16 protein-coding genes and 1 tRNA gene are annotated in these 12396 nt (G+C 40.7%); 10 read left to right on the top strand and 7 right to left on the bottom strand.

What is annotated here, in order from left to right:
• A partial coding sequence (locus BUB19_RS23715) for a transposase (RefSeq protein ID WP_245802948.1) occupies positions 1-411 on the top strand: 411 nt, incomplete at its 5' end.
• A gap of 345 nt (positions 412-756) precedes the next feature.
• Here the strand turns inward: BUB19_RS23715 and BUB19_RS24830 are convergent.
• Both BUB19_RS24830 and BUB19_RS24615 read right to left on the bottom strand, forming a co-directional pair.
• The gene (locus BUB19_RS24830) at positions 757-897 is read right to left on the bottom strand and encodes a DUF4372 domain-containing protein (protein ID WP_143156160.1); all 141 of its coding nucleotides are present in this window, start codon (positions 895-897) and stop codon (positions 757-759) included.
• A 408-nt stretch (positions 898-1305) separates the two neighbouring features.
• On the bottom strand, positions 1306-1587 hold the full coding sequence (locus BUB19_RS24615; RefSeq protein WP_245802947.1) for a transposase: 282 nt from the start codon (positions 1585-1587) through the stop codon (positions 1306-1308).
• A 529-nt stretch (positions 1588-2116) separates the two neighbouring features.
• Here BUB19_RS24615 and BUB19_RS23695 point away from each other — a divergent pair.
• The 5 genes from BUB19_RS23695 to BUB19_RS23675 all read left to right on the top strand — a co-directional run bounded on the left by BUB19_RS23695 (position 2117) and on the right by BUB19_RS23675 (position 6898).
• Positions 2117-2368: a hypothetical protein gene (locus BUB19_RS23695; RefSeq protein ID WP_073098392.1), complete on the top strand. Its 252-nt coding sequence runs from the start codon at positions 2117-2119 to the stop codon at positions 2366-2368.
• Positions 2369-2529: 161 nt separating this feature from the next.
• Positions 2530-3447, top strand: a complete 918-nt coding sequence (locus BUB19_RS23690) for a BF3164 family lipoprotein (protein WP_178371571.1) — start codon at positions 2530-2532, stop codon at positions 3445-3447.
• 52 nt (positions 3448-3499) lie between these two features.
• Positions 3500-4096 (top strand): hypothetical protein, encoded by a 597-nt coding sequence (locus tag BUB19_RS23685; RefSeq protein WP_143156159.1) that lies wholly within the window; start codon positions 3500-3502, stop codon positions 4094-4096.
• Between the two features lie 467 nt (positions 4097-4563).
• Entirely contained in the window at positions 4564-6096 is a 1533-nt protein-coding gene (locus tag BUB19_RS23680) for an IS5 family transposase (protein WP_245802946.1), read from the top strand.
• Between the two features lie 205 nt (positions 6097-6301).
• On the top strand, positions 6302-6898 hold the full coding sequence (locus BUB19_RS23675; RefSeq protein WP_073098387.1) for a hypothetical protein: 597 nt from the start codon (positions 6302-6304) through the stop codon (positions 6896-6898).
• A 180-nt stretch (positions 6899-7078) separates the two neighbouring features.
• Here the strand turns inward: BUB19_RS23675 and BUB19_RS23670 are convergent, their stop codons facing one another.
• Genes BUB19_RS23670 through BUB19_RS23660 form a run of 3 tightly spaced genes read right to left on the bottom strand, consistent with a single transcriptional unit; the run spans position 7079 to position 8322 of the window.
• Entirely contained in the window at positions 7079-7663 is a 585-nt protein-coding gene (locus BUB19_RS23670) for a flavodoxin family protein (RefSeq protein WP_073098396.1), read from the bottom strand.
• Entirely contained in the window at positions 7653-8126 is a 474-nt protein-coding gene (locus tag BUB19_RS23665; protein WP_073098385.1) for a hypothetical protein, read from the bottom strand. The genes BUB19_RS23670 and BUB19_RS23665 overlap by 11 nt, the downstream gene beginning before the upstream one ends.
• Positions 8110-8322 carry a hypothetical protein gene (locus BUB19_RS23660; RefSeq protein WP_073098383.1) on the bottom strand — a complete coding sequence of 71 codons (213 nt, stop codon included), beginning with the start codon at positions 8320-8322 and terminating at the stop codon, positions 8110-8112. Before BUB19_RS23660 ends, BUB19_RS23665 begins: the two co-directional genes overlap by 17 nt.
• A gap of 327 nt (positions 8323-8649) precedes the next feature.
• Between BUB19_RS23660 and hemH the strand changes: the two genes are divergently transcribed.
• Entirely contained in the window at positions 8650-9684 is a 1035-nt protein-coding gene (hemH, locus tag BUB19_RS23655; protein ID WP_073098381.1) for a ferrochelatase, read from the top strand.
• 13 nt (positions 9685-9697) lie between these two features.
• On the opposite strand, the gene BUB19_RS24325 is transcribed toward hemH, so the two are convergent.
• Complete coding sequence (locus BUB19_RS24325; RefSeq protein ID WP_178371570.1) at positions 9698-9862, bottom strand: hypothetical protein; 165 nt, start codon at positions 9860-9862, stop codon at positions 9698-9700.
• Positions 9863-9917: 55 nt separating this feature from the next.
• Here BUB19_RS24325 and BUB19_RS23645 point away from each other — a divergent pair, with 55 nt between their 5' ends.
• Both BUB19_RS23645 and BUB19_RS23640 read left to right on the top strand, forming a co-directional pair.
• The gene (locus BUB19_RS23645) at positions 9918-10628 is read left to right on the top strand and encodes a hypothetical protein (protein ID WP_073098377.1); all 711 of its coding nucleotides are present in this window, start codon (positions 9918-9920) and stop codon (positions 10626-10628) included.
• 193 nt (positions 10629-10821) lie between these two features.
• Positions 10822-11451 (top strand): LON peptidase substrate-binding domain-containing protein, encoded by a 630-nt coding sequence (locus tag BUB19_RS23640; protein WP_073098376.1) that lies wholly within the window; start codon positions 10822-10824, stop codon positions 11449-11451.
• Here the strand turns inward: BUB19_RS23640 and BUB19_RS23635 are convergent.
• Positions 11440-12165 (bottom strand): hypothetical protein, encoded by a 726-nt coding sequence (locus BUB19_RS23635; protein ID WP_073098373.1) that lies wholly within the window; start codon positions 12163-12165, stop codon positions 11440-11442. The two genes, BUB19_RS23640 and BUB19_RS23635, sit on opposite strands and share 12 nt — an antisense overlap.
• A gap of 108 nt (positions 12166-12273) precedes the next feature.
• On the opposite strand from BUB19_RS23635, the gene BUB19_RS23630 reads away from it, so the two are divergent.
• Positions 12274-12346: transfer RNA gene (locus BUB19_RS23630), tRNA-Lys, on the top strand.
• Positions 12347-12396: the final 50 nt, after the last annotated feature.

The raw sequence follows: 12396 nt of genomic DNA, 5'->3' as shown, positions 1-12396 counted from the left end.
ATGAGTTTCAAAAACTTTAATGAATGTAAAAGGCTGAAAATCTCCGTAGTGAAACATAAAACAGTTTTTAAAGGGACATCACAGCTTGGCGCAGACCGAATATATGCCACCAACGAAAACAGACGATATTGTACTGGAAACAGCATATTCACCTGCTTCCCCAAAAAGGGTCCTAAAAACCACTCCAAAGCTGAAAGGATACTCAAAAGTGAAATATCAAAGCAAAGGGCAACGGTAATGGAGGGCGTTTTCGGGACACACAAAGACCATTACGGACTCAAAAAAATAAAAGTCCGGGGCGAAAAGCGGGAAATGATGATGGTACTTTTTGCAACTATGGCGGCCAATGCGGTAAAAATCGCCAAAAAAAGAAACCGGGAGGAGCCCGCACCCCGAGAGAAGGCAGCCTAAAGGCGAAAACGATCAAAAACCCTTTCCGATGGGATAACTATGCCCCATTGACAAAAACGCAGAAAAGAGCCACTCGATTCACTAACAAATTGTACTTTACCGAAGCGAAATTGTACTGTCGAGCAGAGCGAATAATCGTAAAAAAACCACGAAGAATGTAGTTTCATCCTACGTGGTCAAATTTTATGGAATTTTCCAAGAAGCCCTATAATAGGAATAAAGCTCTGTACATATTAGAAAAGAAGTTATGATCCCTGTTATTGTTGGCATCCGAAGGTGTACTTCGATAGGGAATCTGCCTTACGCCGACATATATCAGTTTTTACCCAACAGAATAATATTTTATTAGAATTCCCTAAAACTGCAGTTCCGGGTCAGGAAAGAATAAAATAAACTGATGAAATGTTCCTTAGAATCAATTTTCTTGCAGTATCGGTCCCATTTCGTCTCTTCAACCACCGTATTAGAAAGATGATCAGAAACCATTGTAAAAAGTTGCAGATGATAGGAAGTCCGGAAATGAAATTTTTATTGTCTTGATCAATAATGTTAAGGTTTTGGTAGAACGCAACATTAGGGAATAGACGGAAGGATTGCAAGGTCCTCCGTCCTATTTTGTTTTTAAATTATTGAATAGGGCACTTAACAAATAAACGCTTTATAAGGATATGGTGGCTTCGCCACCATCCTTTACATTAGATTTTCAAAAACCCCTTCTTTCATTTTATGGCGATTGTACCAATAGGTATACTGGTTAATGTAGGGTTGAAGGTCCCTAACCGAATGATGGGTTCCTCTCAGCCAACCTTTGAACATCATAATTACCCGATGCATCTGCTTGAAATTTTCCGCCTTTTTTCCTGATTTTTCAAGGACCAGTTTATGAAAATGGGCCTAAATACCCTTATAGCCATTCCAGCAGTCAGTCTTTACCTGTGCATCTTTATCTATGTGATCTGTCACAAACTCTCCAAGATTGATCTTGGAGGCGGTTTCAATAACCCTTCCGTACCAACGAGAAACACCACCTAAACCCCTTTCTATTCCCACTACCATGATTTTCTTATTCCCCTCGTTTCTTCCCAATGCTTTGTTATCCTGGCCGCCTAAATAAGTTTCGTCCACTTCTACTTTCCCCATCATGGGGAAGTTCTGGCTGCTTTCCATTGCCTTCATTACGTTCCGCTTAAAAAACCAACAAGTCTACGGCTTAATTCCCCGCTACTGACGCCATTTTTGTCAGTAAGAAACATAATAAACGATATAGAATGCTTTTAGGAGAGGGAATTTGCAGTTGTGGAAAAGAGTGCCAGCTGTCGGCGATTCTAGACGGCCACATTTGGTACACTGTCTCTCAAATTCATTAATCCCCTTGCAGTGGTTTGAATGGCCGAATTTTTTACAAATATATCCATCCTTCCACTTTATATCTGCCAAATATTCATAGGATGAACGATCATCAGGGAATGGTTCCTTAAATTCGAATATAGACAGACTCATATACCTCTTTTCCATAAAAACAGAGTTTAACGGCAATATACCCTTATTCTTACCATTTAACAAACGCCTTATTCAATTAAATTATTCAAAGATAAAATTTATTGAAGGTAAATTTATCTTGAACAAGATTAGATTTTTTTTCAAAAAAATTTGCATTTTAAGATCTTAAAAATTATATTTGGATTGTAACTAAAAAAATATAACTATGAATACTACATTAAAAAAACCATTAATTATTCTGACATTTTTTATGTTTATCATAGCAGTTTCCCTTATTGGCTTTTCTAGGGGTTCCGCAAATTTAATTAAAAAAGATGCAGCAATGGAAAATGCAATTGCGGGAACCATTGCAATTGGGTGTATTAATACTTTCGACTGGAGAGATGTATGTTATACTTCTCAATTCACTGTAATTGGGTGTAGGAATCAATTTGCTGCCGGATGTGGAATAGAATAAAGTTTTATAGGAGCCAAAAAACCAAAGTGCTTTTTGGCTCCAAATTTTTTTTTATAATCTTTGTTTTGTTATGCATTTTATATGCTTGTAATCATAAATCTGATAAACTAATCATAAATAGTCAAAAAAGTAAAATTTCCAATTTTCACAAAAAGTCAAACGTGGAATTTAGAGAATTTAATAGTGCTAATTTAATTAAACCGCTAAATTTTCATTTTTATCAGGATAATTTAATTTTGTCCGAGTTGGGTAAGGAAGCCATATTCCTTTTTCATGAATTCGATATTAACACCGGGGATTCGCTATCAAGTTTTGTTAAATTTGGCGGCGGTCCTTCGGAAGTATTATCCCCAATTTCTACAGGACTAATTAATGATGATTTATATATATATGATTTAACCACTCAAAAAATTGTTAGCCTTGCATTAGATCAAAATAAAAACATTAATAATGAGTATACTCTAAATGATTTTTATATGTGGGTTACTTTTGAGAGTGATTCTACTATATTGGGAGTAGGAAATCGAAAATCGTTTGCTAAGATTGAAAGGTTAAATTTTAAAAATAAATCTTTAGGTAAAGAAGTTGCTTTCCATACCCACATCCCAGATCAATACTCAACTGAGTTTTTACAAGATATTTGTCAAACCTTATTAGTAACAGATCCATCAGGAGAAAATTACTCTCTATTGTATAGGTATATTGATGCTGTTGAAATCTTCAAATCTAATAGGAAAAACTCAGTTCTCATTCAAGGTCCCTATTTTAATGAGTTATCATATGAAAAGGCTTACACTGGCGAAATGTTCGTCATGTTGCATACCGAAGAAACAACAGAAAATTTTATTTATGCATATGCAACTGAAAAATATATATATGGTCTATATTCAGGAGGAAAGGCGATAGAAAGAGAGTCCCAAACTTCAAATACAATTTTTGTATATGACTGGGAAGGGAATCCAGTAAATGAAATTATTTTATCAAGGAAAATTTTAAGTTTTGGAATTACCCCATTAGACGATAAAATCTTCTCTTACGATCTAGATAAAGGTGAAATTATTTATGCCGATTTATTTTAGATTAGTTTTGATATTTGTTTTAAAGTTTCAATCAACTATATATTCAATATAAGTGGTAGTTAGTGTTTTACAAGTTTTTAATAAAAAAGATAATTTATTATTATGGATTTTTTTGAAGTCTTTGCTAACTATTATGCTTGTAATTCTATTTTTATTATCGCAATCGTGTCAAAAAAATACGATTAATGAATTAACTCATTATGAGTTACCTGTGTTAGAGAAATTAGATTTTGAGATAGCTATTGTAGATTCACTTCAAAAATTTTCTTCAAATATGGATTTAGTTCCCGTACCTTTAAAAGAAACCTTTTGTCGAGATCAAGATATGTCATATATAATTACGTTTATAAATGTTTCTTGTGTTACTTGTTTAGCTGATTTTGAATTTTGGAATCGCTTTTTTGAATCTACCTCTTCTAAAAAAGTGAAAGTTTATTATGTGGTGCATTCAAATGATAGATTTAATTTTTTTAAATATGTTATTAATTCTGGTAAAATAGAAATCAATTTGAATTCTGTTTGGGTTGATGAAAATGAATTTTATAACAATTTTTATTTTCAGGATTATTACTTATATTTTACCAAATCTAATATTTATAAAATAAACAAAGGTGTGAAACTACCTGATTTAATAGATATTGTTGATTAATAAAAATCAATTTAATTTATGATTTTTTTAGTAATTGTTAATATAATTTCTTATTTATAATTGATGCAATTTATCATAAATAAAATAATATCAATATCAAAAAGTTACAGAATCCACAAAGGTCTAAAGTTTAAAGTCATAAACAATTTTCTCATTAAAACTAGATTGCTGGTACAATAATAAATAGAGATGCTGGTGTATTTTGTTAAAATCTCAAATTAATAAAAATTTACTGATTATGAAAAAGATGTCAAGACCGGATACCTTTTTTCCATAAAATTTATTTTTAAAGGCAATTTCGCTATATTTTTTTAATTTACAAAACGTCTAATTCGGGTCTGCTTAGAAAATAAAAAAGTTACGTTTTAGCGGTATTTAGGGTCTGCTTAGAAAATAAAAAAGTTACGTTTTAGAGGTTTTTAGAGGTTTTTTTCACAAATTAAGGGTGTATATAAGTGCAAGTAACTATGCGAAAGACCACCAAAAGGCGTGCACCACGCAGCGAATATACCAGCCCAAACCAGCTTTCTCTTTCAGGATTTGAGACACCATTCTACAACCAACTGGACCCGTCCAACCGATGGGTGGTACTCAGTAAGCAGATTCCCTGGGATGAGCTGGTCAACATGTACAGCAAACGAAACCCACCTAAAGCAACCGGCAGGCCTTCCCTTAACCCAAGAGTCTTGATTGGGGCAGTGATCATCAAGCATATGCTCAATCTGGATGACCGGGAAACCATCGCCCAGATTACTGAAAACATGTACCTACAATACTTTCTCGGCTACAGTTCCTATAACAAACAACCTCCTTTCGATGCTTCACTTTTCGTGGATATCAGGAAGCGGCTGGGTCAGGAGCTGATTGCGGAGATGAACCAAAAGATCCATGGATTTTCCCTTGAAAAAACGGCAGTGAACAAGGACAAAAGCTGTAAAGACGATGATAAGCCTCCTCCGGGCACAGATGGTAACAATGAAAACAAAGGCGAAGTGATCTATGATGCCAGCGTCTGTCCCCAGGACATCGCCTATCCTACGGATCTGGGACTGCTCAACAAATCCCGGGAGATCACAGAGGAAATCATCGATGAGCTTCATGCGGCAGACCGTACAGGAAAGAAGCCCCGGACCTACCGGAAAATAGCCCGGAAAGCCTATCTGAAGGTGGCACAAAACAAAAACCCCTCAAAAAAAGTAATTCGCAAAGGCATCAAATCCCAACTTCAATACCTGAGAAGAAACTTCAGGACGATAGAAAAAATGCTGGATGGCTTTGAGGTTTTCCCACTAAACCACAAGCTGCAGCGCAAGTACTGGATCATCCAGACGGTCTATGAACAGCAATTCAAGATGTGGGTGAGCCGAAGCCATCAGGTGGAAGACCGCATCGTAAGCATCCACGAACCCCATGTACGGCCCATAGTACGTGGGAAAGCAAGAGCAAAGACCGAGTTCGGAGCCAAGATACATATGAGCATGGTAGATGGTTTTGCGTTTCTGGACATGCTGTCCTGGGATGCCTTCAACGAGGGGAGCCACCTTAAAGATTATGTAGAAGAGTACCGGAGCAAGTTTGGATTTTATCCGGCAAAGGTTTTGGCAGACAAACTGTACTGCAGCAGGGAAAACCGGAAATGGCTGAAGGAAAAGAATATCAAACTGGCGGCCAAGCCCTTGGGAAGGCCTTCGGCCAAGGCAGTGGAAAACCACGTAAGGCCAGGGGAGAGGAATCCAATAGAAGGCAAGTTTGGACAGGCTAAAAACGGATACGGAATGAACCGGATCAGGGCAAGGCTCAAAAACACCAGCCAATCGTGGATCGCTTCAATTATCCTAGTGCTCAACCTGGTCAAATTGGCCGGGATGGTACTCCGTTGCCTGAGTTTTTCAGCGTGGAGAGAGCTGAAATACACCATCAAGAGCAAACTAATCCAGATTCTGGAAAACCTCAAAGCACAAGTTTTTCGGCAGACCCTAAGTAACAAATTTCGAAATTGACATTTTAAGATGTTACCGAAAAAATCCCCTATTTTCCAAAAAAACCTATCATCATTCCGCTTGCTGCTTTTAAAAAAGGCAATTGTTGGAATAACGGTCTTATAGCAGTTATTGATAATTCACAAACGAATAATCAATAGAAACCACCAGTAAATCATTATTACTTTCTTCGCTTAAAAATCCTGCCTATTTTTCCTGAAAAACGATGAACAGGATTTTAAAAAAAATAGGCTTGGTCTTCTTTCTGGCCACCATGCAACTCTTGACCTCCTGCAGTAAAACTGAGGATCCAGTTCCAGAGGCTGACTATTTTATGAAATTCAAGGTCAATGGAGACTGGGTGAATTATCCGGTGGGAGAATTTCATTCCGTAGTTTTCTTTTACGACTCCAATTCCGGGCTGTACAGCGCGCTGATTCAGGCTCTGGGACCGGGAAGCACGGGTACAAGCGATTTTTTCAGCATCACCTTATGGAGCGAAGCGGCTTTGGAAGAAAAAACCTACCGGCTACAGGAAGGGGTCAGGGCCTATGAAAACGTTTTTTTGCCCAGCCTGAACTTTACCCGCTCAGATCTACAGGGCAACATGTATAATGCGGTGCTACTACGGCAGAATTATCCGAACATCAGCATTCCGGACGAGGGCAGCCTTACCTTGACCCATATCGGAAGCGACCTGATCGAAGGCACGTTTGAAGCTAACTTATACGGCCCCATTTCGGCAACTACAGGGCGGGGAAATGAGGAATTGAAGGTCACAGAAGGATCTTTCCGCATGAAGCTGATTGTCAACATACCTTAAGAAGCCGTGCTGTCCGACATTTGCCATGTCGGACCACAGGTAATGCAGGATTTGCAATCCTGCTGACGTGCACATTACGGGGATTGCAAATCCCCTTTTATCTTAACCTCGGGATTACAAATCCCGAGGAGCTACGCTTCACGGCAAAAACAAATCCACCGCAGCTGAATCCATTCGAGACTACATTTGCATTTTCAATACCAACTCCGCTACCCTTTTTCCCAGCCCTTCTGCTTTTTTCAAAAACAATGGATCCACCTCCTTTCCGGCGAAATCACCCTCTCCGGTAATTGCCGAAGCTCCAAATGCTGCCTCTGTTTCAGCTCCACCTATGATCAGCATCCCGTGAACCAGCATGGCACGGATCATGCCAAACATCACCGATTCTTCCCCAAGAGAAAACCCGCCTCCCGTGACAAATACGGCACCGATCTTATTCTTTAAGGGCCTGCCTTCAAATGGCCAGCTATTGATAAATTCCTGCACCTGAGGGGCTATATTGGCATTGTACACCGGGGAACCCAAAATGATGGCGGAGGCATTCAAGACCTCCTCCCCGCTCACTTCGTTCACGCATTTGATGGTGTAGCTGACATTTTCCACTTGTTCCACTCCCCTGGCCACAGCTTCAGCCATGGCCTTGGTATTGCCCGAACCGGAGTAATACGCAATGAGGATGCTGGGAATATGATGTGCCAATACATTTCCGCTGAGGATCAATAAAAAAAATAAAATAAGGGGATACCTGAGTTTTTTATTCTTCATGGCCATTTAAATTTTCAAGATCATCTAAATCCTTATACCTACCGCTAGCCTTTTTGGTTTTTATCAAATCCGAAATGTTTATCAGTTTCACTTCGATATCTTGAATTTTAACAATTTTCACACTCGGATAGGCATCATCAAATTCAACTCCTTGAATGGCAGTCACAATGTCAATAGCCATAGGGGGTCTTCCAAATGAAAAAACTTCATACCTGTCACTATTCAAAAATCGATCAAGACGTATGGCATTGGTGGGTAATCCAAAAAATGAAAATGCCTTAATAAGTTTTCTATAATTTTCTTCTGTTGCTTTTACCCAAATATCCATAACTCCTGTCGTCCTGTGATAACCGTGCAGAACTACTGCATACCCTCCAGTTAGGATATACGCCACATCAAACTTGTTCAGACTTTCGATAAAGTCTTTAAAATCATTATTAAACAGATTAAGAAGTGCTACCATCTTTGATCAAACTTCTTACCTCAAAATAGTCCTTATCCATCTCAGGCCAGTCACTACCTACAAACCCATAGGCAGCTTGCATCAGGTGAAGAAAGACATCCCTTTTTTCTTCCTCCGAAAGGTTTTTATAATGTTTTTGATGATCCGCAGCCTCCTCGAAACTTTGGATGGCAAAAGCTTTTTTATCTAGTTTCATTATTTACTGGTCTTTGGCAGTAGCAATATAAGCATAACAAAAGTTCTGGATTGTGAAAATTCACGTTACGGGGATTACAAATCCCCTTTTATCTGAACCACGGAATTACAAATTCCGCGGAGCCGCGCTGTTCGGAATTTGAAATTCCGAATCCAGATAATGCAGGATTTGCAATCCTGCTGACGCGCTCATTACGGGGATTACAAATCCCCTCTTATCTGACCTCGGGATTGCAAATCCCGGGGAGCGGTGAAATTATACTGGTTTTTTCTAACATAAGCTTGTAATTTCGGTTTAGAGATGTAAAAAATTGGTAAGCCGAAACTCATGAATAAGAATAAAGCCAAAACGGGCATTTTATTGGTCAACCTGGGCACGCCGGACAGTACTGCCACCGCAGATGTCCGCAAATACCTCCGGGAATTTTTAATGGACGGCAGGGTGATCGATATCCCGCTGATTCCCCGCTGGATGTTGGTAAACCTGATTATAGCTCCCTTCCGGGCACCCAAGTCTGCGGCAGAGTACCGCAAACTATGGACAGACCGGGGTTCTCCACTGCTTTTTCATACAGTAGATTTAAAGGAAAAATTGATCCCCCTGCTGGACAGTAGCCAGTACCAGGTGGAAATGGCCATGCGCTATCAATCGCCCTCCATAGCGGATGGATTAAAGGCATTGAACAAGGCCAACGTCAGAGAGATCATCGTCTTGCCCCTTTTCCCCCAATACGCCTCAGCCACCAATGGCTCAGTAATCGACAAGGTCATGGAACTGGCCAGAGAATGGCAGATCATTCCCAATATTCGGTTTATCAGCAATTTTGTGGACCATCCCCTGTTTCTGGAAGCCTGGGCAGAATTGGGCAGGGAAATGATGGCCCAGGGCGACTACGACCGCTTTCTTTTCTCCTATCACGGATTACCCGAAAGACAGATCAGGAAAGGATCGGTAGCGGGTTACTGTCAGTTGGGAAACTGCTGTGCGAATTACACGAAGAAGAATCAATTTTGCTACCGGGCCCAGTGCTTTTATACCACCAGGCTGATCAGCGAAAAATTGAACCTGCCGGAAGAAAAGGTGGTCACCTGTTTTCAGTCCCGACTGGGAAAAGACCCCTGGATAAAACCCTATACCGAAGACCTGGTGAAAGAAATGGCTGCTGAGGGGGTGAAGAAAGTGCTGGTTTTTTCCCCTGCTTTCGTAGCAGATTGTCTGGAGACCACCGTGGAAGTGGGAGAGGAATACAAGGAACAGTTTATGGAGCTGGGGGGAGAACAATGGGATCTGGTGCCCAGCCTTAATTCGCGGGATACCTGGGTAGCATGTGTGAAAGATTTGGTAAGCAAAGAAAATAAATGATTTTGGCTGGTGCTCATGCCAGGTAAGTGAAGTCTGGCTGGTATAGCGTCTGGAACCGCCTGAGAGGATCCTGAATATTCGGTCCGCACCTGGCGGGCAGGTAGCCATCTCTGAATGGCTGGCCGGAAGACTTGCCTGGCACTTTTGACAGGGCTATATAGGGGAAAATCAGTTTCATTTTTGGATTTGATGCTTCGTTTGTGTATTTTAAGAAGACAAACAAGCCAAAAAACATGACATATCTAATATTGAATGCGCTTTTTTCTATAAATTTTTTATTGATTTACAATTCTATGGAGGTATTCAGCAAAAAAGAGGTTGTGGTAAATCCTCCGGTACACGAACAATCCAATGATGATTTAGAGCGGTTTGCCACCAATAAAAAAATACCCCTGGAGATCCGGGATATTGCATTGGAAGCATTGTCCTATTTTCCGGATCTTTTTGAAACAGAGATTGATTTCCAATTTAAAAAGAACATCAATGGCTCGGTGATGCAAGCTCAGCCGAAGATCGGATCGCTACTTTTTTCGTCCAAGGAAAACCGGGGCTATCGCATAAAAATCAGTCGCTACCTGGCTCTGGAAGATGAAGCGGTTCCGATCGAAACGCTCCCTAAGGAAGTCCTGCTCGGCTGGATCGGCCACGAGCTGGGGCATATACAGGATTATCTGGAACGAAGTGCGTTTAACCTGCTTCAATTCGGTGTAAAATATTACCTTTCCAATACTTTTCTGAGCGAGGCCGAAATCGCCGCAGACAGCTACGCTGTGGCCTTTGGTCTTGGAAAACATATCATTGCGACAAAAAACTTTGTACTGAATCACGATAAATTACCGGAGGACTACAAGTTAAAGATCCGGACCCTGTACATGTCTCCCGGAGAAATCCTTTCCATGGTTGATGCTGAAGACAGCGAGGAAGATATATCAGATGAAAACTGATACCGAGCGTTTGCCGGCGATTGATTCTCTCTGATTTCCTTTCACTTTGATGCCGGTTTGAGCATTCAGGCATTTTTTCCCTGCCGGGCAGTGGGTGAGGGGAATTGCCAAAACCGGGCTAATTGTAAACCATCGCTAAAGTCATGAGTTAACATTGAGCCAAGAGATGAATAGCAGATAAACCGGATCAAAAATGACGCAAGAACTGGCCCTTTTCCCATTGAAATTAGTCGCATTTCCAGAAGAAAACCTCAACCTCCACATATTTGAACCCCGATACAAGCAGTTGATCAACGAGTGTCTCGCTGAAAACAAAACTTTCGGCATTTGTTCTTTTTTAGACAAATTGATGCCTCTGGGGACTGAAATGAGCATACTGGAGGTAACAAAAACCTACGAAGACGGCCGGATGGACATCAAGTCAAAAGGCCGTCGGATTTTCCGCTTGCTTGATTTTGAAAATCCCAGACAGGGAAAGCTTTATGCAGGAGGCCGGGTAGACTGGCTGCCGCTGGATATGGACATTGCCCCGAATAAAAAAAACGCTTTCCGAAAACAGCTTGCTGCATTATTTGAACTCATGGAACAGCCCCAGCAAATTCCTGAGTTGACCGAATTAAACTCCTTTACCTATGCACATAAGGTAGGCTTAAAACTCGCTGAAGAATATGAACTTTTGACGATGGAAAGCGAAAATGAACGCCTGGAATTTCTGATGAAACACCTTAAAAAGGTCATCCCCATGTTGAAGGAAATTGAATCCTCCAAGCACAAAATCAAGATGAATGGCCATTTCAAATTCCTGGACCCTTTAGATTTTTGAAACGTCGGACTTTCGGATGTAGGCTTTTCGGTTGTCCCATTCGATTTCGTACCACATGTCCTTATTGGAATGAATGGTAATGCGGTGGCCTGCCTGCACGCGGCGGAGCAGGTTTGAAGCAGCAGAAGGCGCATCCATGATCAGAACGGTCGTTCCGGTAATGATGGCAGTTTCCGGCATACGAATAAAATTATTGCTGACAAAGGTCAGGAGGAGAAAGACAAATGCCGGAAAGTAAAAACCCGACCGTTTTTCCCTAACCAAAAAAATCATGATCAGCGAAAGCAGCAACAGAAAGGCAAAGCCCGCCGTAATCTCTGTCTTATAATTTACCAGAATACCCAAAAACCTGTCCTGGTCTGAAACGTCATAACCCTCCAACCTGGCCTGATTGGTGAGTGACTTGATTTTATCGGTGACTGCCGGGTTGGGATAGTGCTCATAATACTTGGACAAATAGAGGGATGCCTGACCAAAATCCCCTACGCCTTCAGCGATGAATCCCATTTTCAGCAGCATGGCTGGAGAGTAGGTACCCTTTTCATGCAAGAGGTGCTCATAGATCTCAAGGGCTTCCTGATATTGCTTTTGGGCAAATAAACTGTCTGCATGCTGCAGGTTGACGGGGTCTTGCCCCTGAGAATCAACGGCCAGCGTAGACAGCAGGGGAAAAAGCAACAAAAAAACAATAAAGATCCATCTAAGATTTGGCATTATCAATCCAGTCCGTTAAATTTGCAGTCCAATTACGGGAAACTGTGGCGCAAAACCAAGTTTTCTTTGGAAATTATCAGCGGGTTTTTCCGCAGAAAATGCAGTAATGATTCCGTAGCTCAGCTGGTAGAGCATAACACTTTTAATGTTAGGGTCCTGGGTTCGAGCCCCAGCGGGATCACAGAAATGAGAAACCTTGTTCTTCGGAGCAGGGTTTCTTTGCTTTCAGAC

It is taken from the genome of Cyclobacterium lianum, from assembly GCF_900143075.1.
In the GTDB taxonomy this organism is placed as follows: domain Bacteria; phylum Bacteroidota; class Bacteroidia; order Cytophagales; family Cyclobacteriaceae; genus Cyclobacterium; species Cyclobacterium lianum.
Note: the sequence above shows the minus strand (reverse complement) of the source record. Positions and strands in the feature narration are given on the sequence as shown.